Below are 23,071 nucleotides of genomic sequence, written 5' to 3' on the forward strand. Positions count from 1 at the left end.
GCTGAGCGCCCGCATCGCATGCGACTGCCGCTCCACCGCCTCCGCGATCGACGGGTCGATGCGGCCTCGCGTCACGGAGAAGGCCCGCGGCGCCGGTGGGCCACCCGCCTGCTCAAGCGCACCGTGCCGTTCTTCGGGTTCGCGGGCCTGTTCTCGTTCGGCGGCTGTCTGGATCCTCGGACCGGTCTGCGTTCAGCCTGCTCGTCTGGTGGGCGGCGAGCGCCTTCAGGTATCCGGGATTCCTTGGGCGGGGCTCGGCCGGCTGCCCGTCCGGTGCGGGTACGCCGCGGGCTGGAGCGTTGACGGGCCTCGGATCGGCCGTGGAGCTGACCGGGCCGGGGACGAGGATCTTCAGGTGCCGGACTGTGTCGTCACCGACGGTGGCGTTGATCTTCGCGGTGATCTGCCGTTGGTAGAGGTCGATCTGTGTGCGGTAGGCGGGTGAGACGGGCCGCAGGTGGAGGGTGCGGGTGTCTTCGTCGAACGCGACAGCGGCGACCTTCCCCGCGAGTTCCGGGGCGATGGTCGGCCACTGGTCGATGACGATGCCTCCTCGGGCGGCCATGTCCCATCCGCGTTCGGCCATCATCTGTGTGATCGCGGCTCCGAAAGGCTGAGGGTCCCGGTCCCCGGTGAGGGCCCGCCTTGTCGGGGACGCACCGGTGCGTCGCTTCGGCTCCGGCCGGCTCTTCGCGGCGGCCCGGGCGTTGAGGAGCGCAACCCGGGCAAGGTCGACGCCGCTCAGCTCCGTCGTGGAGGTGGTGTCGGTCATGCCGCAACTCCCGTTCCGAGGAAGGCGGCCATGTCGGCGGCCGCGTCGGCTCCTGTCAGGTCGTCGAGGCCCTGCTCGGCCTGGCGGGCGGAGTAAGCGGCCATGCCCTGCGCTAGGCCGTCGAGGACGCTGCGGACCAGGTCGGGACGGGATGCGGTGAAGGCTCCGGATGCTTCGGTCTCGTCCCAGCCCTCGGCCGTATCGAACTGCTCGGCCTGGTGGACGGCGGCAGCTTGCTGTGCGAGCTGGGCGCGGATGAACGCGGCCGGGTGGGCGGGGCGCCAGGTCAGCATCCAGGAGTGCAGCTCGGCCGCGATGGTGTCGGCGTCCCACCCGGCATCCGTGAAGGGCCGCAGTACGAACTCCAGACGGCGCAGCCGCTCGCCCTGGGTCCAGTTGACGCGGGCCCGCACCTGCCGGGTGATCCAGACCGACCGGCGTACCTGACCGGCCGTCCGGCGAGGCTCCCTGTCGCTGCTGGTGTTGGACTTCTGGGTGCGGGGCGATGCTGTGGAACGGCTCGCGCGCTCGCGCGAGGTGTCTTTACTACCACTCTCAACCTCAGCTTCAGGTGATCGGTGGTAACGACCAGGAGAATGGGGCGCACGGCACGCTGAACTGGAGTTATCCACAGCCCGGTTATCCACAGGCTTCGCCTTGGACGCGGCTGCGGCGACCGCACGCTCACGGCCGGCGCCCGTCACCCCGCACACCCGGGCCTCGTAACCGGATCCGGACAGCCGGTGCCCCATCGCCGCGTCGTACACGCGCGGGATCACCGCGCCGTACACCGTCGCCGTCGCCGTATACGCCCGCCCCGGCAGACGCAGATTGCGTTTCGAGCCGTGCACCAGCCACACCAGCGCACCCAGCTCCCGCAGCACCGCAACATGCCGCTTCACCGTCGCGACCGACACCCCGACCCGACGAGCCGTGCCCTCCAGGTCGTACAGCACGATCCCCCGCCGGAAATCCATCCGCGACGCCAGATCCTCCGCCACCACCAACGTCGTCGGCCCGGCCTTCGGATGCAGCCCCGCACCCACCAGCCACACCACCGACCGCAGCCACACCCGCGGCTCCGCACGCCGAGACCCCGTACGGACCACATCCTGCTGACGCCCCCGCACCACCGCGAACCCGAGCCCAGCGGGCACGGAAACACCGCTCTCCCCCGCTCCGGACCGCGGCGACGGAATCACCACAGCGGCCCTCGCCGCCACGGCACTCACCGCGCACCCGCGCAGAAGGACGGAAACGCAGGACAGGGGCTGCCGGGCATGGTGATGAAGGAAGGAAAGATCATGGCGGAACTCTCGGCCGCCGAGGGGCTAGCCCCGCAAGTCCCTCCCCGACCGGGGAGCAGGTTCTCTGCAGCCCCGTACGGTGCGACCGCCGTGGCTCGGCGGGGGGCACCGAATCGAGTGATGTCCACCACATGTGGGCGGCTGAACAGCCGCTCGTATGGGTCGAACAGGGAACTGCGGGCATGCCAAAGCTGGCGGCCCGCCTTGGTGTCGTGCAAAATGAAACCGCCTCCTGTTAAGGCGGGAAGCACGATGGGAGCCTCCCGCGAGGGTGGCTTGGTTCTGGTGGAACCTGAAGTTGAACCGTTCGAAGCCGGATGGCACCGGGTCGAACAACCCCTCCGGGAAGCCCTGGCAGGCCAGACCGGAGATGTGATGGGCACTGAGCCCAGGTGACGCCAATCACCTGATGGCTGAGTGACCCGGGGCGGCATGAAGACCCGAGAGGGCGCCGCCCCCGCAGACCTACGTCATCCCGGCCCCCTCACACGAGGGGCGGACCGGGGTACGCACGGGCAGCACAATCACCCCGTCGAAGGACCAGCAGCGCATACGGCTGCTGACCCCACGGCGGGGTGCGGTGTGTCGGGTGTCGGGTACGGGTACCCTGATCACGTCGGCACCTTCCTTTGGGTAAAAGGGTGCTCGGCAGGCTGCGGGACCCCCGTTACAAGGTCCTTCGGCCCCGCCCCCTCGACTTGCCTAAGGTCGTGGGGGCCATTCTTTTGATCAACGTCGGAGGCCACTGTACCGTTCCGGCGGTATCGCGGGTGCCCGCCGGGGTCACGTGTCGTCACCACAGCACTGCCCCCGCTCTCCGAAGTCAGTTGACGCCGACTCAGGCTCGCTGGTCGGCCGGCAGTCGACGCTCCCGTACACCTGGGCAGTCATTTCAACCCCAGGTGCACGTTGACGGCCTTGGCCGCCTCAACGAGTTCCGGGAGCTCGACCACGATCACGCCAGCTTCAGCCAGTTGTTCGTAGCCGACACAGTCGGCTACGAACAACGACGGCTCGCGCCACGCGATGACGACGCGAGGAATACCAGCGGCGACGATCCGTTGTGCGCACGGTGTCCGGTCCGCGCTGCGCTGAGAGCAAGGTTCCAACGTGCTGTAGATGGTGGCCTCGGCAAGGCGCGCGTAGCCCGTCGGGAGCTTGGCGAGGGCAACCTCTTCCGCGTGCTCACGGGGTCCGGTCTCGCGAGAGTAGCCAGTCGCGAGCTCGGTGCCATCCTCGCCGACGATGACCGCGCCGACCGAGTAGGCGCCTGAGGCCGGAGGACACAGTGCGGCCAGGTCGATCGCACGCTGCATCCAGCGCCGGTCCTGGTCCCGGTCGGGCGCGTACATCAGGCGGTGCGCTCCTTCGGGGCGTAACGGACCAGCACAACGTCGTCGATCGCGCGGACCTCCAGCACCTTCATCCGGGCGGTCGACCCGCCGGGGTACTCGGAGGCGCCCAAGAAGCGGGCCGCATCAGGCTGCCCCACCAGCAGCGGAGCGATGGCCAAGTGCACTTCGTCAGCCAAGTCCGCCGCCATGAGCTGGGTGTGGATCGTGCCGCCACCCTCCACCATCAGCTGCTCGACGCCGCGGAGCCCGAGCTCATCGAGAACCAGGCCCCAGTCGAGCTCCGGCCCCACGCTGACGACGTCGGCAAGGTCACCAAGCGTCGCGCGGACCTTCTCCACTGCGTCGTCCACGGTGACGACCAACTTGTCGCCGCCGTGATGCCAGAACCTGAGGTCGGCGGAGAGGTCCCCGCTCTGGGTGACCGTGACCTTGAGCGGGTACTCCGGCTTGCCTTCGGCCACGCGCTGCGCGCGGCGGGCGTCGCTGTTAACCAGTAGCCGCGGGTTGTCCCGGCGCATGGTGGTGGCGCCGATCAGTATGGCGTCGGACTCCGCGCGGACCTGGTCGACACGGTCGAAGTCGGCCGCGTTGGACAGGCGTAGCCGCTCGGGGCTGGTGTCGTCCAGGTAGCCGTCGACCGACATGGCGGCGGAGAGGATGACGTAAGGACGCGTGGTCATTGGTGGTGTGATCCGTTTCTTCTCAGGATTCATGGGCGAGCAGGCCGTCGAAGTGCGCACGGAACTCTGCGACCTCGGGCTGGCGCTGCCAGGGGACCAGCGCTTTGTCGAGACGGGCGAGCTCCCGGACGATCCGGCCCGAGCCCGTTTCGTTGGCCACGGTCAGGGCCTGGAGGCCGACTGCAGCCGCTTCGTCAGGGGCGCCAGCACCGGCATGGGCCACAGCGGCCCGAGCCATATAGACACCGCGGTCACGGTGGTAGCCGTCGGGCAGCGACTTGATGGCGTTGGTGAAGACCTCTGCGGCTTTCGCGTGCTGGCCCAACACCGCCAGGCCCTGCGCCCGGTGTACCTCCACGTACTGCTCGTTCAGCCACACCCCCCAGGGAGTCGTGTCGCCGGAGACGCGATCGAGAGAATTGCGTACGTCGTCGATCGCGCGCTCGCTGTTGGTTGACTCCCCACGCAGCGCGTGACCGTAAGACTCGTAGGTCCGGGCGACTGCGGCCAGCCGGCTCCGGGGACGGGCCATGCGCTGCGCGGCTTCGGCGAGATCCACGACGTCGACCAGGTCCCGCATCTCGCCGGCGAGCTGAGCCTTGCGGGCCATCACGTATGAGGTCAGGTCGCCGTCCCCGACGGTGTGGCTCCACTGGAACGCCCTGTCGAGCCAGAACTGCGCGCTGTCGAAGTCACCCAGGTCTTGGTAGAGCCAGGAAGTGAACTCCGCGTACTGCGTCTGGAGTTCCATGAGGGCGTGACGATCCGAGCCCTTGGCGTCCTGGCGCAGATGTTTGATGTGCTCGATGTACTCGCGGGCAGTGGCGACGGCTCGGCTGGGGCCGAGGAGGTTGTCGTTGTCGATCAGCAAACGGCGCGCTCGCTGAAAGTGTTCCACCGGCGTACCGCTGTAGGCGGCAGCCGACCGTGCAGGTCGTGTCAGGCCCGGTACTGCGCTGGACCCTGCGACTGCTGGCGTCCCCACGCCCAGCGCAGCCGCCGCACCGAGCCCCACCCCACCGCGCAGCATCACGCGTCGATCGAGCGCCACGAAAACCACCGATCCATCCCGTAGACGAGCGGGGACAAAAATCCCCTCATGGTCAGACGCTGCCTGCTGGGAGGCGGCTGTGGCCAGCCCAACCGACGCTTCGGATACATGAGGGACCGAAACGGATACACGGCCCGGTGCGGGTACAGGCGAGCCGATCCGCTCCCACAGGTCGACCAAGATTCCGCCGGCGCGGAGCAGAGAGTCGATCAGCTCAACCTCCGCTTGGTCTTTCGGGAATCTGTCGCCGCTCTCCCATTTCTGCAGCTTGGAGTGCGACATGAAAGCTTTGTCAGCCAGCCCTCGCAGGGAGAGTTGACGGACTCGCCGCAGCTCGCGAAGCGTGTATCCGAAGCGGTGCTGGGGCGATAGCTCCGGTGTCAACGCGTTGGGCTGCTGGCCCACTTGGTGCCCCCTCCATGTCTCCACTCGGTGTATCCGGCGGCTGGATACACGGTTGATCTGGAACTCGAACCCCGGCCGGGTCTACAACTTTGCTAACGAAGTTGACCCCACCGGAAAGGGATGGCGATGCGCAGCGAGACGCAAGGAAGGACGTCAGTCACTGCGCTCCTTCTCGATCTTTTCGAGGCGGGCGGCCAAGTCCGCGACCTGTTCCTCAAGTGCCTTGAGGGCGAGGGCAGTCGAGTCCTCGCTGGTCTGGGCAGCCGTGTCCGTGATGAAGGAACCGCGTCCTTGGTGGGAGTAGATGAGCCCGGCCGTGCGCAGCTCGGTCAGGGCCCGCTGGACGGTGCCGGGCGCAACGCCGTACTCCTCGGCCAACTCTCGCGTGCTCGACAGTTTCGTTCCGGCGGTCAGCCGACCGGTGCGGATCTTGTCGCGGACATCCTGAACGATTCGCTGGTACGGCTGCACGGCCTCGTTGCTCATGAGCGACATCGTAGGTCGACCCCCTCGACTTAGCTAGCTTCCATAGCTTCCTCAATCATGCGCTTGACACGCCCCCGACTGTATCAGCTAAGTTATGTATATCGACGAAGTGGGGCGGTCGAAGAAGGCCCCCACCTGCCACTTCTCGGGATTACACGAGCCCGTCTACTTGAAAGGAGCACCACGCCATGAACGCCACCCGTCGCCCCGCCGCCAGCCCCGCCACCGAGACCTTCGACGCTGAGACGCTTGCGCTTCTCGATGCGGTCGCCGTGGAGCTGCCGGATTTCGGCGACATCGACCTCGACATCGCTTTCGGGACGCCCCTCGCGATGTACGAGGCCGGCCTCCTCCCGCACGAGCAGGTCACCGCCACCTCGGACATGGGCCCTACGGAGTTTGTCGACGCGCTCATCACGGCGGACACCACCCGCCGGGCCCGGCTCCACGCCGCCCGCGACATCACTACCGCCGACCCGGCCATCCCACGCTTCGTCCGCGAGCGCCTGGTCGACGTCCTCGTCCTCCTTCCTTACGCCACGCATCTGCGCATCACGCGGCGGTCGGCCGCCGCGGCGCCTCTGCCGCTCGTGGCCTGACCTTCCCCAATCCACCCGCCGGGTCTTCGGACCCGGCTCCCCCACTCGGAACCGCCCTCGCGGGCGGCGCCGGATGAGGGAGCCGGACACGGTCCCCGCTAGCACAGACGCCCTGGGTGAAGCCCGCCACTGCGGTGGGCCGGATCCCCGGAGTAGCCGTTCCTTCTCAACTCAACAGCGAACATCCGGCGCTACGACTAGCCGGCACCTCCGAGCAAAAGATCTGCGGAGGGGTGCCCCCAGGTGAGTCCTCTGGTTGAACCGGCCCAGTCCGCAGGGGATGCGGACCGCCAGCCCGCAGGCGAGATGCGGGACAGGCACCAGCGACAAGCCAGCCCTGCCGCGCAGACAGCTTCCGAAGCACCTTTTCCCTTGCCGCCCTCACGGGCGGACAAGCGATCCGAACGCGCGGTGAGACAAGGGCGAAGATCGCGGGCCCCGTTGGAAGCACGACAACCGGTTCGAGTCCGGTCCGGGGCACTGCGGTACTCACGTGCCGCTCGGAGCCGGGCAGCCCGCCCGAGCCCGCCAGTAGCAGAAACCGCCCGGGACTCTGACCTCCCGGGCGGCGCCACACAGGAACCCCGTAGGAAGGACACCCCTGTGCGAGCCACGATCATGACACGGCCGGTTCCGGTCGTCACCACCCCCACCGAGCCGAGGCCGCGAGGCGACCGGCCGGTCGGCTTCCCCCTTACTCCGACACACACCGGTCTGCTCGCCACTGTCTTCGGCACCGGCCGTACGGCCCGGGCCGCGACGGTTGAGGAGATCCAGCGGGAGGAGGACACCAGCGGGCGCGACGGCAACGGCTACGAGGACGAGCCGGAGGCCGCGCTCGGCACTCCGCTGCTCGCGAACCCGGACCGGCCGCCGCTGCCGCAGCGTGAGCCGGGCAAGACGCTCACGCCCGACGATGACTTCCACCAGCTGGTGCGTCACCTGGTCGCCGACGGCGACCAGCGGGCCGTACGTCTGGGCGGCCGCGCCCGGCGGACGCTCGATCAGATGTCCCCCGGTACCACCGTTCAGCCTCTGCTGGTCCTCACCGGATCGGCGGCGGTCCGGTGAGTGCCTGCGGACACCCCGACAAGCTCGTCACCTTCAACAAGACCGGCGCGGACGGAAAGTCTTACCAGGCCGTGCGGCACGAGGCGTGCTCGTGCGGCCAGAGTCCCGCGCCCCAGCCCCCGCCGCCCGGCAAGGGCCGCCGCTGACGCAGGAGCCTGATCCTGACTCCGCACATACCGGCCGCTCGGGCCGCGCAGCACCGCGCGGCCCGAGCAGCCGCTCGTCTCGGACTCGGTCATCCCCTGGCCCGTGTGCTGCTGGCGGCTGCCGCGATGACGGCCGCCGCGGCTTACCGGGCGGGTCACTCGGTCCGTGAGATTCATCCGCCGCCGACCAGAGTCCGGCGGCCTTCCCCTTCGGTTCGCAGACGCGAGGAGATCCCCACGTGAACACCCAGCCGCACACGCTGGCCGTACCGGCACAGCAAACCACCTACAGGACCGGCGACTACGTCGTCTACCGCGACGCCGACAAGTTCTGGGCGGGCGAGGGAGGCCACACGTTCGTCTGCCGGATCATCGCGTCCTGGAAGGCCAGCCAGCTCTTCCTGCGCTACGACCTGGTCTGCCTGAAGACCCACCGTGTCATTAAAGACGCATCCCCCGACTACATGCGGCTGCTGCCTCCGCTCGATGCGATGCACGACATCGACACCGCGCCGCTCGGTGAGGACACCGCCCTGACGCCGGCCGCCGTCGCCTGGCTCCGTCAGCAGTACACCGAGACGACAGCCACCAGCTGACACCGCCTGTCGGTTGCCTCCCCCGCCCGTCCCGGCCCGGCCGGTACGGGCGAGGCAGAGGGGAGCCGGACAGTCCGGACCACCGCACCACCCACCGGAGGTTCTTGTGATCAGCCTGCCCCTTTTCCTCCTGGCCGGCCTCGCGACGTACTTCTTCCTCCGCATGGACCTCCGGGTCCCGCTGCTGCTCGCCGCCCTGGTCTGCGGTTACGCCCTGGCGACCTCGCCGCTCAGCGGCGCGATCGACGGCCTGGGCACCGGCGTCGGCGCAGCGATCGAGAGTGCCAACAGCGCCAGCGAGTGATCTCTCGAATGCCTGTGGTCCCGGACTGCGGTCCGGGGTCGCGGGGAGGTGAGAGCCCCCGATCCCCCGCACCATCCCACCTGTTGAGAGGAACCCCATGAGTGACGGCGACGAGAAGATCGGCTCCAATCTCGCCAAGCTGGTACAGCAGCTGGAGAAGATCGAGTTCCGAACGGACCGCGACCTCTACCAGTACGCCCGGATCCTGCGAGCGATCGGCCTGGAGCTCCACATGCGCGTCGGGATGGACGCCGACATGGTGTCCGCGATCCTCGGCCAGTACAAGGGCAAGTGGTACACGTTCGGCGTCCAGTCCAAGATCCGCGCCCGTCTGGTCGGCGCGCATCTCAAGGGCGGCGCGGACGCCGCGAAGGTCCTGGGACTGTCCGGCGTGAAAATGTACGCCTCCTTCGTCAAGCACTTCATCCAGCCCGAGATCGACGCGGAGAAGAAGGCCCGTGAGGGCAAGGACGCCAAGAAGCCCGGCTTCTCGATCGGTGACAAGCCGCGCGGTGGCACGGGCCGTCCGGGCGAGGCCGGCGGGAGGGCCGCCTGATGGCACTGCGCTCCCGAGCCAAGAAGATCGACACCCGTACCGAGGAAGAGCAGCAGGCGTCGAAGAAGGCCTGGGTCACTTACGGCGGCCCGTGGGCCATCACCGTCGGCGGCTGCGTCGTCGCGGAGACCGGCCACGTCCTGCTGTCGGCCACCCCCGCCAGCCTGGCCCTCGCGGCGCTGGGCCTGGCCGGGACCGGTGCCGCGCTGACCAAGCTGATCAGCCACATCGACGTCAAGGCCAAGCGTGACAAGGACGTCCGTATCCGCCACCAGGTCAACTCGATCGCGACGACGGCCGGGGTCACGCTCGGTACGGTCGTCGGCCTGGAGACCGGTGCGACCGCAGGCTCCTGGCTGCTCGCCGGCGCCGGTCTGTCCATCGGCAACAACATCTGGTCCGCGCTCTACAAGAAGTCGGCGGGGGAGAAGAGCGGCGGCAAGTGGTCGGTGCTGGAGAAGGAGATCGGCCTGGCCAAGCACGAGCTGAAAGAGGCTCAGTCGAACGGCAAGGGCACGGTCGTCGCCAAGGTGGAGGCCAAGGACGGGGCCACAGCGGACGAGTTCGCCCGCCGGATCCCCGCCATGGCCTCCGCCCTCAAGCTGGGGGCCGGCCGTATCACCCACACCGTGGATGACGACGACTCCTCCGACATCACCATGCGGGTCCAGGTCGCCGACCTCCTCAAGGAAGGCTTCCCCTGGCCCGGCCCGTCCGCGTTCGGTACCGGCTTCGGGGACAGCCCGCTGCACCTGGGCCGCTACGAGGACGGCGAGACGCTCAAGGTCAACCTTCCCGGTGTCCTGCGTGACCCCCAGGGACTGAAGACCGGGAACGTGGAGCACTGCATCTTCCAGGGCACCAACGGGTCGGGGAAGACACAGGGCAACGCGTCCCTGATCACGGACGCGGCGACGCGCTCCGAGGTGTCGATCATCATCGTCAACTGCGCCAAGTTCATGCAGGACTACGGGCACATCCGGCACGCGGCCGAGATGGTGATCACCAACGAGAAGGAGGCAAAGAGGTTCTTCAAGCAGCTCGGTCCGGTCATCAACGCCCGCGCCTCGTACCTGGCGTCCAAGGGCCTGGCCCGCTGGGAGCCCGGCTGCGGCATCAACTTCCTGATGATCGTGTGCGGGGAGGCCGCCGACTACGCCGACGGCGACGCGTACGGGAAGGTGCTGCGCACCATCCGCTCCTCCGGCGGCTGGGTCGAATCCGAGATCCAGCGTGCGACGCACGACCAGATGGACACCTCCGCGCGGGCCAACCACCCAGCTGGCGTCGCCTTCGGTCTCGCTGACGGTGCCGAAGCGCAGTACGTGCTGCCGCCCGAGGCGATCGAGGCCGGGGCGTTCCCCGGCTGGGGCAACCGCAAGCCCGGCTACTCCTACTGGGCCGGGATGGGCATCCCCGAGGAGCGGTGGGCCGTCGTCGCCCGTACGTACTCCGTCGACCGGCCCACCCTGGCGGCGGCTGTCACCGCGGGCATGAACGTCCGCACCCCCATGGACGCCACGACCGCCGAAGCGTTCGGACCGCTGTGGACCAACCGCACCTTCTACACCACCCCGCTCCTGGAGGGCGGCGAAGACGGCGGCTTCCCGCAGCGGTCTCCGGCAGCGCCGTCTACCGGTGCGGGTGGCACGGATCCGGCTTCCGCGTACGACGACAGTGAGTACGAGGAGGACGAGGACGTGGAGATCGATGAGGAACTGCTCGCGAAGGAGACCGAGGACATGATGGAAGAGATCCAGAGCATCCTCGACTCCGATCCCGAGCCGGGCGTCACCCAGCATCTGACCGTGGAGGCGGAGATCGAGGCGCCGGCGGATGACGCCCCGACCTTCCAGCTGCCCTCCCCGGCCGCGGACGACGACAAGCTCAGCCAGGACGCGTGCCGTCAGGCCATCCTCCAGCGCCTCCACGAATGGTTCGCGAACGGAAAGTCATCGTTCGAGCCGAAAGAGGTGTCGGACCTGTGGCTGCGGGTCAGTCTCAAGACCCCGCGCAACTGGTGGAACCGGCTGCGGACGGAGCTCCTGGAGTCCGGCGTCATCGAGGACTCCGAGACGTACGGCGAGTACGACATCGTCCGCGACCCCCTCACTGAGAACAACTGAGAGTAACTGGCGGGAGGGTGCGAACAGTTCGGAGTCCCGAACTGTTCGCACCCCCAGATTACCTTAGGAACTCGGCTCTGTTCGTGTGCCAACACCACGAACACCGCCCGAAAGATCAGCATTTGTGCCGCGCGAACAGTTCGCGCGAACACTCCTCGAACACTACGGAAGGTAACCGCAATGGCGGACCGTCCCCAGGCTCCCCCCGTCTTNCCGAAAGATCAGCATTTGTGCCGCGCGAACAGTTCGCGCGAACACTCCTCGAACACTACGGAAGGTAACCGCAATGGCGGACCGTCCCCAGGCTCCCCCCGTCTTGTCCAAGGCCCAGAAATGGGCAGTCATTGTTGCCGGACTCTTCTTCGCGGGCCTCGCCGGCCTCGGTGGATACGGCTCCTTCGCCGCCGTCGAGAAGGTGGCCCGGGAATACGGCTTCGGCGACCACGCATGGATCGTCCCCATCGGCGTTGACCTGGGCATTCTCGCCCTCCTGGTGGCCGACCTGCTCCTGGAGCAGCTCGACATGGCTCTCCCCCCTTTGCGATGGCTCGCCTGGACGTTCACAGCCGCAACGGTCTGGTTCAATATCGCCGCCGTCGACACCAACCTCCCCTGGAACGAGCGCCTGACCGGCCAGGGCATGCACGCGGCAATGCCACTGCTGTTCATCGCCTTCATGGAGGGCGCCCGCCACGCCGTACGGCGCCGGACCGGCATGGTCTCCCAGCGCCGCATGGACGGGATCCGGCTCAGCCGGTGGGCCCTTGACCCCGCCGGAACTTTCGGGATCTGGCGCCGGATGATCCTGTGGGAGGTCCGCTCCTACCGCACCGGCCTGGTCCTCGAAGGGCACCGTCGCAAGCTGAAGGGGGACCTCCGGGCCGAGTACGGGCGCCGCTGGCGCCGCGTGGCCCCCCACGAGAAGCAGTGGCCCCTTCGAGGCGGCATGCTGGACCTCGCGCTGACCCTCACCGGGGACCAGCAGGGGGCCATCGAGCCCTCCGGCGGGAACCATCCCGCCCTCGCGGCCCCCACTGCGGGGACCGCGCTGGCCATCACGGGAACCATGGTCCCTCCGGCGGCCGAACTGGCCCCCGGCCAGGCCCCCGCCCCGGTCCCCCCGGCTCCCGCACCCATGGGGACCGCCGTACCGCCCAACGCGCTCACCAGCACGGGAACCGGCCCCCTCCCGGCTCCCGCCGCTGCCGCTGACTCCCGCACCCCGGGAACCACCGGCACTCCGGCCCCCAACGAGGGGACCGCGAGCGGGAACCACCCCGCCACACCGGGGACCACCACGGGGGACCAGCCCTTCACGCCGGGAACCACGACCGGGGACCACGAGCCGGACGCCGGGGACCACGGCACCGCGCCGGGGACCACCACCGCGACCACGGCCCCCAACTCCGGCCCCCGCGCCCACGGGTTCACCACCGCGGCCCCCACCTTCGGGGACCACGCCGCGCAGAGCGACACCGACTGGGGGACCACCCGCTACCGCGAGCACCACGCGTCTCCCGCGCGGCCCGACATCGACGACATGAAGCTCGCCGAAGCACGCGACCTCGCCCGCGGCATCATCCGCGCTGGATCCAGCAAGGTCTCGCGCCGCTCCCTCAAGGCCGCCGGCCTCACCGGAAAGACCCGGACCCTGCAGGACATCGCCGACATCCTCAACGAGGAGATCGCCGAGGGGCTGCTCGTCCTGGACGAGTCAGCCTGACCCGCCCGCACCGAACCGACCACCTGGAAGAGGACCCGATGGACGACACCGAGAACGAGACCCAGACCGGCTTCAGCTTCGACTTCGTTCACCAGCAGCCCGAACCCACGGACCTGCTGCCCAGCGGGGACGGCCCCGGTCATCCGCCGACGATCCTGCTCCACGGACCGGAGATGCTCCCCACCCGGCTCCACCACCTCACGGGCTGACAGACAGGGCCGGGCTGTTGAAGCCAGCCCGGCCCGGCCAGAAACACGAACAGCGGTGAGGCCCGGACCACGATGGTCCGGGCCTCACCGCTGCCACGAGATCTGCTCCGACTACTCCAAGGGCCCCGGGATGTTGAAGCCATCCCGGGACCCCTGAAGAGGCCGGAGCCTCACCCGGGCGTGACCTCACGCCACATGACATCCGCCCGGCTCCCCCGAAGAGGAGACCTCTCATCATGCCGTACGAAGACCAGCCCCAGCCCCTCTACCAGCCGGTTCCCCTCCACCACCCCTACGGACAGCCAACGGCACCGCTCCAGCCGCACGGGCAGCCGATGCCCCTGGGACAGCACGTCGTCCCGCTCCCCCAGGGCACGGTCGTCTACCCGCCCACCACCGGTATCGACGGCGTGGTCGTCGTCCCCGGGCCCGGCGGACAACCCCTCGCCTACTACGCCGCACCGCCCGCCCCGGCCCCGCAGCCGATCGTCACCCCGCTGCTCGTCAAAGCGGCCCTGGTCGCGTTCATCCTGGGCGTCGCCGGTATCGGCATTTACTTCCTGGCCGCCGCCCTCGTGCAGCTGGTCCAGGCGCTCGTGCTCCTGGGCGTCGTCCTCGTGGGCGGCTTCGTCCTCATCAAGCTGTTCTCCGTCCCTTCCAGTGCTCCCGGCCGGATCAGCGTGAGCGCCCGCGGCCGCGCCAGGGTCCAGATCCACACCGGCCGCGGACACAACCGTGGCCGCCGCCGCTGAACCTGCGTCCCCGCCGGCCGCCCGGGACGTCGACGTCTACGCCACCGCGTTCGGCACCCTTCCCGTCTACCGCTGGAGACAGGCCCCGAAAGGGCTCGCCACCCGGCGGCAGCTGCGGGAGCGACGCTTACGGCCCGGCGGCCAAGAGCCGGTCGCCGTCATCGAGTGCCGTGGCGGCAAGCGCATGGCATGGCTGTACGAGATCGAGCGTGCGCTGCCGGTACGGCCGATGACCTTCGCCAAGGAAGTCGCGCTCGACAAAGCGATGGCGAAACGACAAACGTGCCCGTCGTGTTCGAGGCGGTACTACCACTGCCTCCCGCTCAAATCCCTCGGCTCGTGCCTGGAGTGCTACGACGGCACGCCAGCCGCACCCGGCAGCTACCTGCACCCACCCGGTGACCAACGGGCCGCCGCAGCATGACCGTTCACCCCTGACGGCTGCCTGATCCACCCGTACCGCACGCCGCGGCCCGGGTGGTGAAGGGGAGCCAGGCAGTCCGGCCCCGCGCACATGACCTGTCCCCTGTGCCTGGGAGAGCCCACCCCCGATGGCGAAGAAGCCGCCCGCCGTGATCGGCGTCTGACCGAACCCGGCCCGCCGCCCTGGCGGAGGCCCACCGCCACCAGGTCCTGCATAGCCGGGATCTTCCCAGCACGGCCCCACCGCTCCGCACACAGCACACCGTCCGCGACGCCGTCGAGCACCGCGAAGGAGAACCACCGGTGACCGAGCCCAACAAGCCTGACCCCGCAGTCCCGCCACTGGAGACCATTGACGACAGCCAGCGTGTCCCGCCGCCCCGGCGCCCCCTGCCGACCCGGCCGGAGCCGATCCGCACCGTCGACGACGTCCCGCCCGGAGCCATCGCCGCCTTCGCCGTCGTCGGCATCATCGCCATGTTCCTCACCCTCAAGTGGGGCCTGCCGAAGGTCATCACCTGGTCGCACCACCAGGACTGGTCCTGGTTCACCCAGTGGACCGCCACCGTCACCGACCCCGTCCACGCCTACCTGAGCGCACACACCGCCGGCCTCCCGCTGACGGCCTCCAGCGCGTTCGTCATCTGGCAGGGCGTCGGCATCGCCTCCCTGGCCCTGTCATGGCTCACCGGCGCGGTCGGAGCCCGGCTGACCTGGACCGCGCACGGCGCCTGCTCGGTGCTCATGGTGTGGGACGCCTCCCCCGCAGCCGGGCGCCCCGTCGCCGCCGCCCTGGCCGTCCTCGCCTGGACCACCGGCAGCTTCCTCGCGCTACGCGGCCTGTCCCTGCGCCCGCTGATCATCAACAACAACCACCCCGCCCGCTGACGGTCTGGCGGCTGCCTGATCCACCCGCCCCGCACACTGCGGGCCGGGTGGTGACGGGGAGCCGGACAGCCCGGCCGGAAGGGACCGACGACATGACCCTCGCCACCGACACCGCGACGCTCACCAGCGACCCGGGCAAGAACCTGGACGCGGCCTGCGCCGCGGTCACCAGCGAGATCGCCCGCACCGACAGCAAGGCCTCGCTATTACTGGCCTTCGACGGCGCGGTCCTTTTCGGACTCGCCGGACTCGCCGACAAGCAACTGCCACTGCCCGCCCAGCTCATGGGCGCCGCCGCCGCCCTCGCGCTCACGGCCGCCGCCGTGCTGCTGCTCCTGGTCGTACGGCCCAACCTCGGAGGCCGCTCCCCGGCACCCGGTTCCTTCCCTCACTGGGCGCAGCAGGACGCGGACACCATCCGGGCCTCCATGGACCAGGACACCCGCGCCGCCCGCATCAAGAAACTCTCCAACATCGCGGTCGCCAAGTACGCACGCCTCGCCCGCGCGATCGACACGATCCTCACCGCGCTCGCCCTGCTCCTGGTCGCCGCCGCCCTCGCGGTCATCGGATGAGCAGCTGGCCGTACGCGCACGCCCTGGTCCTCATCGCCGTGGCCGCCATCGCCGCCCGGCGCACTCGACTCACCGCACGTCCCGACACCGACAAGGAGCCGTAAGCCCATGGCACCCACCCTCTTCTCCCGTACCCGCAACGCCGCCGAGCCGGAGGTCACCCCCGAGCCGTGGCCGGAGATCGGCGAGACCTGGAAGCCCGAGGGCGTCTCCATCGCCCAGCGGTACTACAACCAGGCGCACGCGGTTGTCCTCGTCTACACCGCTGCGCAGAACTACCGGCACAACGTCGCATGCCTGGGCTGCCACTTCGTCAAGGCCAGCAACAAGTTCACCAGCCACGGGTGGCTCGAACTGAAGGAGGCAGCGGCGGTCGCCAACGACCACGCCACCAGCTGCCGCGCGCTGCCCCGCGACATCCCGGCCCGCCCGGACGACCACGCCGTGCACGAGCGGCTGAGTACCTGGGTGACCGCCTCCCGCAACCGCGGCGCGGACGAGCAGGTCTGGATCGAGTCGCTGGACCTGATCAGGCTCACCCTCCAGCGCACCGATGACTCGCTGAAGGCCGCGCTCCAGCAACTGGCGGTCGATCAGCCGGAGATCCTGCGCACCGACCGCTGCGAGTACAGCGGCCGTGCCCGGTACTACGCCCGTCGCATGATCGAGAGCTGACCGGCGCTCTCCGCGCGTCCCCGCCCGCCGCACGTGGGCGGCCGGGGGCGACGCGGTGTCCGCCCGGTCAGCCGAGACCGGACGACCGGCCCTCCCCCGGAGGTCACCGTGTCCCTCGCCCGCCGCTCCCTCATGGAGGCCGCCGCCGCCCGCTTCGGCTGGCGCCGCGCCTATGGCGACACCACCGCCGTCAACGAGCTGCTCACCGAGCAGACCGAGACCGCGTACACCGAGGCCGCCGACCACGCGGCCCTGGCAACCGCGAAGAACGCGGACGCCCTGTGCGTCCAGCCCGGCGTCCTGGACGTCCGCGGCCGCGTCCTCGCCGACGTCCTCTACCTCGAGGGCGTCCTGACCGGAGCCCGCGCACGCGGCCTGGCCCCGGAGCTCATCGAGCGCCTGGAGGACGTCGTCGACCACGGCCACGAGCTGACCGTGCTGCTCGCGGACACCGTCCGCACCACCGCCGCGCTCCACGCGGCCAGCTGAGCGCCCGGGGCGGCCGCAGGCATCGAACCCGGCCGCCCCGGAGCCACCCCTTCCCCCACCAGAGCGCATCCGACAGAAGAAGGAGCACCCCATCATGAACCGAGCTGTTCGCCGCGCCACCCTCACCGTCGCCGACGCCGCGACCGAGGGCCTGGACATGGTCACCGTCGTGATCGGCGGCGCCATCGGCGCCTGGGCGGGCTACACCTACTCGCCCGACACCTGGTCCGGCGACTGGCGCCTGGCCTTCGCCGGCGGCGTCGCGGTCGTGGCCGCCGTCGCCGTCAACTCCCTGGCCGAGCTGATCCTGACCCCGCTGCGCCGCCTGCTCACCAAGGCCCGCAGCAGCGCTCAGTCGACCACCCCGCGCAGGGACACCGCCCCGGCCCCCGCCGCCACGCTGGACGAGGCCCTCGCCCAGGTCGTCGTCGCGACCGAGGAGGACGCCGCGCACCGCGCCGCCAGCGCCGCCTTCCGCATCGACGACAGCGACAACTTCCTGCGCAGCGAGGACCGGTGGCGCGGCTACGAGGACGGCGAGGCGTCCTTCTACCTCGCCCCGGGCGTGGTGCTCCACCACCGCGCGGACAGGGACGACTACAAGCACCACTTCACGCTGCTGACCGGCGACGGCGAGGAGCCGGTGGTCATCACCGGCATGGAGCAGATCCGCCACCACCTCGCCGCCCGCGCCGCCGGCCTCCCCGCCGTCCCGGTGACCGGCGACACCGAGCCCGCCAAGGACAAGGTCGCGGGCACGATCGCCGAACTCGACACCCACATGAAGGCCGTCCTCGAAGCCTGACGGGCTACCCGTTCCGCCCCGGCCCGCGCGGCCGGGGCGGTGCGGTGGCCAATCAGCCCACCCCGTTCCCCCATCGAGAGGACCGCATCGACCATGCCCGCGACCAGGAACAGGCCCTCCCAGCTCAGCGTCCTGCGCTACGGCGCGTTCGTCTCCCGCACCGCCGAACAGCGCGTCACCTTCTACGCGCCGACCGTCCGCAACCTGGTCCACGACCACTTCGGACGCCGCCCGCTGGGCGCGGTCACGATCATCCTGACCAAGCCGCGCCTGCTGCTCTCCCTCGCCAACGAGGCGCAGGGCGAAGCCGCCGGCGTCCCGGAGAACACCTGGAAGTCTGTCGGCGTCCAGCAGAGCATCATCGGCAAGCCCAAGGACTTCCGCGTCGCCACCGTGATCGCCCCCAAGGGCGCGATGTGGATGCTGATCAACGCCCCGAAGATGCGCGACCCCAAACAGCTCAAGCTGAGCCTGCTGCGCGGCTTCGTCGAGGTCGACCAGCTCATCCGCTCCGGCGCCCGCGACAACCGCGTCGCCTGGGTCCGCCACGAGATGAACGTGGCACCGCTCAGCAAGCGGCAGGCCAACAAGCTCCAGGCGCAGATCCTCGCCGACGGAGCCGAAGCCGAGCGCATCACCACGGACCTCGCCCGCCGCCTGTGACCTGACGCGCCGCCGTGCCGCCCCGGCCTCCCCGGCCGGGACGGTGCGGGGGCACGTCAGCCCACACCTTCCTGACCGACACGGAGGAAGTCATGGCACGCAGCGCCCGGCCCGTCATCCACTACATGGCGACCCGGCCCGACGGCACCGTCCCGCCCACCGACAACTACCTCGCCCGCTACCACCGCGCCCAGGGCGAGACGATCCCGACCGTCAACCTCGCCGACAACATCGGCCAGGTCATCGACCACCCGAGCCCCGGCCGCAAGTGGTACACCGACCGCCCCTTCGGCTACTTCCACATGTACACCCGGCCCGGCGAGATCCTGGAGCGCATCGAGGACGGCTGGCCGATCCGGCTCTGGATCGTGGAGCCGCTCGGTGAGACCGGCAACTGGGGCGGCGACTTCTCCCCGTACTGGTTGATGTCCCAGCAGATCCGCGTCGTGGAGGAGACGGACTCCTGGCGTGCGTTCGGGCACCGCGGCGTCCAGACCCTGGCCGCCATCGCGCAGCTGCCCGACCTCGCTCGGCAGTGGGCCACCGAGTGGGCCGCCGACCCCGAGGGCACCCGCGCCGCGTACACGGCGTGGGAGAAGAGGGTGGACCGCACCCGGGCGCTGACCGGGTGGGCGTTCTGCCGGGCGCAGTACTCCCGGCGCGAGGCCGCGCTCCAGGCGGCCAACGAGCTCGCCGGGGAAGCCGCCGGACAGGCCGCGACCGAGGCCGGGGCCGACCCGCACGCCGTCGCCCTGATCCAGCTGCGGGCCCGCTGCCTGGCCGCCGGCCAGCTCATGTTCGACCGGATCCGCTCCGGCGAGTACGAGCAGTCGATCCGCGGTCTGCTGCTCGGTGCCGGACTGGAGACCCCCGCCCCCGTCCCGGCCTGACGGCGTTCCGCCCCGCCCCGGCCGCCCGGCCGGGGCTCCGCTCCGAGATCCGGAGGCACCTCTTGAGCACCGACACCACCCCCGAGACGATCCGCTTCACCGCCGACGTCGTCCTGTTCGCCGCCGGGCACGTCCTGCTGATCGAGCGCGGCTGGGATCCGCACGCGGGCTGCTGGGCGCTGCCCGGCGGTCATGTGGACGAGGGAGAGACCAGCCTGGAAGCCTCCGTGCGCGAGCTGGAGGAAGAGGCCGGCATCACCGTCCCGGCCGCCGACCTGCGGCAGGTGGGCGCCTTCGATGCTGTCGGCCGTGACGCGCGCGGCCGGTACGTCAGCGTCGCCTACACGGCCACCCTGCCCGCGCTGGTCGAACCGGCGGCCGGGGACGACGCCACCGCCGCCCGCTGGTGGCCGCTGGACAAGCTCCCCGACCTCGCGTTCGACCACGCCGAGATCGTGGCGGCCGCCGCGAAGCGCTGATCCCTTCCGCGCGAGCGCGGCGTTCCTCCGTGCCGCCCCGGTCCTTCCCGGCCGGGGCGGTCGCGGTGTTCCGCCACGACCAGCAATGGAAGGAGATGGGCGTCATGCCGCTTCGCTACTTTGAGGTTGACGTCCCGACCAAGCACCACGACCAGCCGGGGCAGCGCATCCACATCTTCGTCGGCCTGGCCGACGACCCCCTCGCTGCCCGCAACGCCGCGCACGACGCATACGACAAGGCGCGGCTGCTGCACCAGGCCGGACAGGAGATCCCGCACGAGTTCGTCAGCGGTTGGGGTGCCCAGGGGCTGCGGCCCGACTGGGACCTCGACTGGAACAAGGCGACGGCCGCTCCGTGGGTGAACCCCCACGGCCTGTTCGGCACGCGCCGCACGTTCTGAATCCGCCCCGGGACGGCCGCCAAAGGCCGGAAAACCAGTCGGCCGCCCCGGGCCTACCCATCCCGTACAAGACGAGAGGGAGAGACCAGTATGGCCTCCACCGTGCGCGTACAGGCCCCGATCGGGCAACGCGCCCTGTTCATCACCACGCTCGCCGTGCCGCTGACCGGTTGGACCGTGCACGCGGTCAGCCTGCACCGCAAGCTCGCCGCCGCCCGCCGCGACCCGCTCACCGGGCTACTCGGACGCGACGGCTTCACCACCCGGGCCCGGCAGATCACCGACCGGTACAGCGACGCCGCCCTGGTGGTCTTGGTGGACCTGGACCACTTCAAGCAGATCAACGACGGACCCGGCGGGCACGCCGCCGGCGACCGCGTCCTGGCCGCCACCGCGACCCGGATCACCGCCTGGGCAGGCAGCCGCAGCGCGGTCGGCCGGCTCGGAGGGGACGAGTTTGCCGTCGCGGTCCGGATCGGACCCGCCCGCCGCGAGATCCGTCTCGCCCAGCTCGTGCAGCTGCTCGCGCAGCCGGTGGAGGTCGAGGACGGCGTCCTGGTCGACGTCGCCGCGTCGGTCGGCGCCGCCTGCCCCGACGTTCTCGGTACGACGGACCTTTCCGTGCTCCAGCGGGCCGCCGACGCCGCGATGTACGCGGGCAAGCACACCGGCCGCGCCGTGCTCGCCAACCGTTCGCACGCCACGGTGCCATCCATCAACGGCCGCCGCGCCGGACGGCCGGGCACCCACACGCTGGGGCAGGCGGCATGAGCAACACCCCCACCCCGGTCGACCCGGGCACCTGGATCCGGGGCATCACGATCCGCCAGCCCTGGACGACCTGCATCCTCGCCGGGAAGGACGTGGAGAACCGCCCGGCCGCCTGGTCCTGGCGCGGCTGGCTGCTGCTGCACGCCGGGCAGGCCACCGAGCGGGCCCCGATGCGCGACCCGTTGGTCGCGACCGCAATCCGCGGCCGCGCCCTGCACACCCGGGCCGTCATCGGCGTCGCCCGCCTCACTGACTGCCACCAGGACGCCGCCGGCGCCTCGCCGTGCTCCCGTTGGGCGCAGGCCGACGCGTTCCACCTCGTCCTCGCCGACGTCCAGGAGCTCGCGCTGCCGATCCCGTGGCTGCACGGACAGCTCGGGCCGTGGCGCCCCCCGCAGGACCTCGTGGACCAGGTCCTCCTCCAGCTCCCTCACCTCGCTCCGGAGGTCACCTCATGAGCGGCAACGGCAACCGCACCGGCGTCCCCAACGCGCCGACCATCGTCCTCGCCGACGACCGCATCCCCTTCCCCGAGACCGACCAGGTCCTGCGCTGCCGTACGAGCCCGGCCCTGTTCCAGATCGAGGACATCCACGACACCGACAAGGAGCCCCGCGCCCGGGAGAAGGCGCTCGCCCAGGCCAAGCACGCCTGCTCCGGCTGCCCGATCGTCAAGGACTGCCTGAAGTGGTCGCTGGCCAACCCCACGATGACGAAGACCGGGGTGTGGGCGGCGACCACCAAGCGCGACCGCACGCAGCTGCGCAAGCAGCTCGTGGCGCGGCTCGGTGAGGACTGGGTCGGCGTGGTGGCCGAACAGGACCGGCTCCGCAGGGAGCGGCAGCGGGCGGCGCGCGTCGTCCCGCCGACCGTCCGCGAACTCGCGCTCGCCCGCCTGGAGCTGGAGTCCATCCCCACCCGGCCCGCGCCGTACAACCGCTGGAAGGAACCGATCACCCCCCAGCGCGCGGCGTCGAACCTGCGCGTGCTGGCGCTGGTCGCCAGCGGCAAGGCGGCGTGATGTTCACCGACTGGACCGAGGCCCTCGAAGCCGAGTCGCTGCCCCTGGACCCGACCCCGGCGCAGCAGCTCGCCGCCGCGGCCCGGGTCACCGCCCGCAGCTCCCGCGACAAGGACGACCTCGGGTTGCTCCTGGACGTCCTCGGGCTGTCCACCGACACCGACACCCTCACCGCCCTGCTCCCCCTCATCCCGGAAACCGGAGACGCACCCACCATGACGAACACCCCCGCCCCGGCCCTGTCCGCGTTCGAGGCCATGGCGATCTCGATGCACAACAACGGCGACTCCGAGCAGGCGATCCGCGAGGCCACCGGCCTGAGCGAGACCGAGCTCAGCGACCTGATCGCCGACCACGCCCTGGAACTCCCCCCGGCGGCCGCGGACACCTCGGCCACCGAGGCCCCCGCCATCGACGTCCCGGTCGTCGCGCTGCCCGTCACCAACGCCGTCCAGGAGCTGCTCGACTGGGCGGCCGCGCACACGGCCGCCGGAGTCCGCAGCCGCGCCGCCCGCATCACCGCCGACCTCTCCGAGCTGTCCGAGCGCCGTGACAGCGAGGCCGCGCAGCGCGAGGCGGAGGAGAAGGTCGCCAAGGCGCGGGCCGAACTGGAGAAGGCGCAGGAGCAGCTGCGCACCGTGAAGGCCAGCACCCGCACCACCACCGCGGCCGCCGCGCCCACCCCGATCCGCGCGGGCCTGGGCAGCGGCCGCACCCGGGAGGAACTCGCCGCCATCAGGACGTGGGCACGCGAGCACGGCCACCAGGTCGCCGACCAGGGCATGGTGCCCAAGCGGGTCCTCGAGGCATACGACGCCGCGCACCAGGCGCCGGTCCGGAAGGCCGGCTGACC

Annotated in this window: 29 protein-coding genes; 23 read left to right on the forward strand and 6 right to left on the reverse strand. The window is 70.4% G+C overall.

The features are described from left to right. Positions 1-112: 112 nt before the first annotated feature. The 6 genes from M1203_RS35920 to M1203_RS35945 all read right to left on the reverse strand — a co-directional run bounded on the left by M1203_RS35920 (position 113) and on the right by M1203_RS35945 (position 6,056). Positions 113-772: a DciA family protein gene (locus tag M1203_RS35920; RefSeq protein WP_249954058.1), complete on the reverse strand. Its 660-nt coding sequence runs from the start codon at positions 770-772 to the stop codon at positions 113-115. Continuing rightward, positions 769-1,929, reverse strand: a complete 1,161-nt coding sequence (locus M1203_RS35925; RefSeq protein ID WP_249954059.1) for a cell wall protein — start codon at positions 1,927-1,929, stop codon at positions 769-771. The genes M1203_RS35920 and M1203_RS35925 overlap by 4 nt, the downstream gene beginning before the upstream one ends. Before the next feature lie 1,037 nt (positions 1,930-2,966). Next, positions 2,967-3,431 carry a deaminase gene (locus tag M1203_RS35930; RefSeq protein ID WP_249954060.1) on the reverse strand — a complete coding sequence of 155 codons (465 nt, stop codon included), beginning with the start codon at positions 3,429-3,431 and terminating at the stop codon, positions 2,967-2,969. Continuing rightward, entirely contained in the window at positions 3,431-4,114 is a 684-nt protein-coding gene (locus M1203_RS35935; protein WP_249954061.1) for a dihydrofolate reductase family protein, read from the reverse strand. The genes M1203_RS35930 and M1203_RS35935 overlap by 1 nt, the downstream gene beginning before the upstream one ends. Positions 4,115-4,136: 22 nt before the next feature. Further along, complete coding sequence (locus M1203_RS35940) at positions 4,137-5,594, reverse strand: helix-turn-helix domain-containing protein (protein ID WP_374404779.1); 1,458 nt, start codon at positions 5,592-5,594, stop codon at positions 4,137-4,139. A gap of 129 nt (positions 5,595-5,723) precedes the next feature. Further along, on the reverse strand, positions 5,724-6,056 hold the full coding sequence (locus M1203_RS35945) for a GntR family transcriptional regulator (protein WP_249954063.1): 333 nt from the start codon (positions 6,054-6,056) through the stop codon (positions 5,724-5,726). Between the two features lie 188 nt (positions 6,057-6,244). Between M1203_RS35945 and M1203_RS35950 the strand changes: the two genes are divergently transcribed. The 23 genes from M1203_RS35950 to M1203_RS36060 all read left to right on the forward strand — a co-directional run bounded on the left by M1203_RS35950 (position 6,245) and on the right by M1203_RS36060 (position 23,069). Beyond that, the gene (locus M1203_RS35950) at positions 6,245-6,655 is read left to right on the forward strand and encodes a hypothetical protein (protein WP_249954064.1); all 411 of its coding nucleotides are present in this window, start codon (positions 6,245-6,247) and stop codon (positions 6,653-6,655) included. Between the two features lie 603 nt (positions 6,656-7,258). After that, a complete protein-coding gene (locus tag M1203_RS35955) occupies positions 7,259-7,726 on the forward strand; it encodes a hypothetical protein (RefSeq protein ID WP_249954065.1) in 468 nt (155 codons plus the stop codon). A gap of 385 nt (positions 7,727-8,111) precedes the next feature. Continuing rightward, positions 8,112-8,468: a hypothetical protein gene (locus M1203_RS35960; protein ID WP_249954066.1), complete on the forward strand. Its 357-nt coding sequence runs from the start codon at positions 8,112-8,114 to the stop codon at positions 8,466-8,468. Positions 8,469-8,574: 106 nt separating this feature from the next. Next, a complete protein-coding gene (locus M1203_RS35965; protein ID WP_249954067.1) occupies positions 8,575-8,772 on the forward strand; it encodes a hypothetical protein in 198 nt (65 codons plus the stop codon). 97 nt (positions 8,773-8,869) lie between these two features. Further along, positions 8,870-9,328, forward strand: a complete 459-nt coding sequence (locus M1203_RS35970; RefSeq protein ID WP_249954068.1) for a hypothetical protein — start codon at positions 8,870-8,872, stop codon at positions 9,326-9,328. Continuing rightward, positions 9,328-11,454, forward strand: coding sequence for a hypothetical protein (locus M1203_RS35975; protein ID WP_249954069.1), 2,127 nt, complete (start codon positions 9,328-9,330; stop codon positions 11,452-11,454). The genes M1203_RS35970 and M1203_RS35975 overlap by 1 nt, the downstream gene beginning before the upstream one ends. A gap of 286 nt (positions 11,455-11,740) precedes the next feature. After that, positions 11,741-13,177: a DUF2637 domain-containing protein gene (locus M1203_RS35980; RefSeq protein ID WP_249954070.1), complete on the forward strand. Its 1,437-nt coding sequence runs from the start codon at positions 11,741-11,743 to the stop codon at positions 13,175-13,177. A 38-nt stretch (positions 13,178-13,215) separates the two neighbouring features. Continuing rightward, complete coding sequence (locus M1203_RS35985) at positions 13,216-13,386, forward strand: hypothetical protein (RefSeq protein WP_249954071.1); 171 nt, start codon at positions 13,216-13,218, stop codon at positions 13,384-13,386. Positions 13,387-13,622: 236 nt separating this feature from the next. After that, complete coding sequence (locus M1203_RS35990; RefSeq protein WP_249954072.1) at positions 13,623-14,138, forward strand: hypothetical protein; 516 nt, start codon at positions 13,623-13,625, stop codon at positions 14,136-14,138. Continuing rightward, positions 14,122-14,562 carry an RRQRL motif-containing zinc-binding protein gene (locus M1203_RS35995; protein WP_249954073.1) on the forward strand — a complete coding sequence of 147 codons (441 nt, stop codon included), beginning with the start codon at positions 14,122-14,124 and terminating at the stop codon, positions 14,560-14,562. Before M1203_RS35990 ends, M1203_RS35995 begins: the two co-directional genes overlap by 17 nt. 302 nt (positions 14,563-14,864) lie before the next feature. Beyond that, positions 14,865-15,449, forward strand: coding sequence for a hypothetical protein (locus M1203_RS36000; RefSeq protein WP_249954074.1), 585 nt, complete (start codon positions 14,865-14,867; stop codon positions 15,447-15,449). A 92-nt stretch (positions 15,450-15,541) separates the two neighbouring features. Beyond that, a complete protein-coding gene (locus tag M1203_RS36005) occupies positions 15,542-16,024 on the forward strand; it encodes a Pycsar system effector family protein (RefSeq protein ID WP_249954075.1) in 483 nt (160 codons plus the stop codon). A gap of 108 nt (positions 16,025-16,132) precedes the next feature. Further along, positions 16,133-16,699 carry a hypothetical protein gene (locus M1203_RS36010; protein WP_249954076.1) on the forward strand — a complete coding sequence of 189 codons (567 nt, stop codon included), beginning with the start codon at positions 16,133-16,135 and terminating at the stop codon, positions 16,697-16,699. Positions 16,700-16,807: 108 nt separating this feature from the next. Next, positions 16,808-17,188: a hypothetical protein gene (locus M1203_RS36015; RefSeq protein ID WP_249954077.1), complete on the forward strand. Its 381-nt coding sequence runs from the start codon at positions 16,808-16,810 to the stop codon at positions 17,186-17,188. A 94-nt stretch (positions 17,189-17,282) separates the two neighbouring features. Beyond that, the gene (locus M1203_RS36020) at positions 17,283-17,993 is read left to right on the forward strand and encodes a hypothetical protein (RefSeq protein ID WP_249954078.1); all 711 of its coding nucleotides are present in this window, start codon (positions 17,283-17,285) and stop codon (positions 17,991-17,993) included. Positions 17,994-18,086: 93 nt separating this feature from the next. Then, the gene (locus M1203_RS36025) at positions 18,087-18,656 is read left to right on the forward strand and encodes a hypothetical protein (RefSeq protein ID WP_249954079.1); all 570 of its coding nucleotides are present in this window, start codon (positions 18,087-18,089) and stop codon (positions 18,654-18,656) included. Positions 18,657-18,748: 92 nt separating this feature from the next. Continuing rightward, a complete protein-coding gene (locus M1203_RS36030) occupies positions 18,749-19,546 on the forward strand; it encodes a hypothetical protein (RefSeq protein WP_249954080.1) in 798 nt (265 codons plus the stop codon). A 62-nt stretch (positions 19,547-19,608) separates the two neighbouring features. Then, positions 19,609-20,025 (forward strand): NUDIX hydrolase, encoded by a 417-nt coding sequence (locus M1203_RS36035; protein ID WP_249954081.1) that lies wholly within the window; start codon positions 19,609-19,611, stop codon positions 20,023-20,025. Between the two features lie 104 nt (positions 20,026-20,129). Then, complete coding sequence (locus M1203_RS36040) at positions 20,130-20,426, forward strand: hypothetical protein (protein ID WP_249954082.1); 297 nt, start codon at positions 20,130-20,132, stop codon at positions 20,424-20,426. Positions 20,427-20,516: 90 nt separating this feature from the next. Further along, entirely contained in the window at positions 20,517-21,197 is a 681-nt protein-coding gene (locus M1203_RS36045) for a GGDEF domain-containing protein (RefSeq protein WP_249954083.1), read from the forward strand. Beyond that, a complete protein-coding gene (locus tag M1203_RS36050) occupies positions 21,194-21,655 on the forward strand; it encodes a hypothetical protein (protein ID WP_249954084.1) in 462 nt (153 codons plus the stop codon). The genes M1203_RS36045 and M1203_RS36050 overlap by 4 nt, the downstream gene beginning before the upstream one ends. Continuing rightward, positions 21,652-22,218, forward strand: a complete 567-nt coding sequence (locus M1203_RS36055; protein ID WP_249954085.1) for a WhiB family transcriptional regulator — start codon at positions 21,652-21,654, stop codon at positions 22,216-22,218. Before M1203_RS36050 ends, M1203_RS36055 begins: the two co-directional genes overlap by 4 nt. After that, positions 22,218-23,069: a histone-like nucleoid-structuring protein Lsr2 gene (locus tag M1203_RS36060; protein ID WP_249954086.1), complete on the forward strand. Its 852-nt coding sequence runs from the start codon at positions 22,218-22,220 to the stop codon at positions 23,067-23,069. The genes M1203_RS36055 and M1203_RS36060 overlap by 1 nt, the downstream gene beginning before the upstream one ends. Positions 23,070-23,071: the final 2 nt, after the last annotated feature.

The organism is Streptomyces sp. 35G-GA-8 (assembly GCF_023534745.1).
Classification (GTDB): domain Bacteria; phylum Actinomycetota; class Actinomycetes; order Streptomycetales; family Streptomycetaceae; genus Streptomyces.